At 34.6% G+C, this 240-nt stretch carries 1 pseudogene; it reads left to right on the top strand.

The features are described from left to right. Positions 1-240 (top strand): annotated as a pseudogene (locus tag AC6UD2_RS06895) (transposase); the annotation flags it as partial.

Raw genomic sequence — 240 nt, 5'->3', positions numbered from 1 at the left:
CTATGTTCATTCCCTCTATTCCCTGCGTTGGCAAATCGAAATTTTGTTTTAAACATGGAAGTCATTCTTTGAAATCGATGAATGCAAAACAATCAAAAAAGAACGCCTTGAGTGCCATTTATATGGCCAACTCATTGGCATTCTCCTCTGTTCTTCTACCATGTTTCAAATGCGACAGTTACTTCTTGAAAAGAAAAAGAAGGAATTGAGTGAATACAAAGCAATTTATATGATTAAAGA

Source organism: Fructilactobacillus sp. X2R5C2 (assembly GCF_059901375.1).
This window is presented reverse-complemented; position numbering and strand designations above follow the sequence as displayed.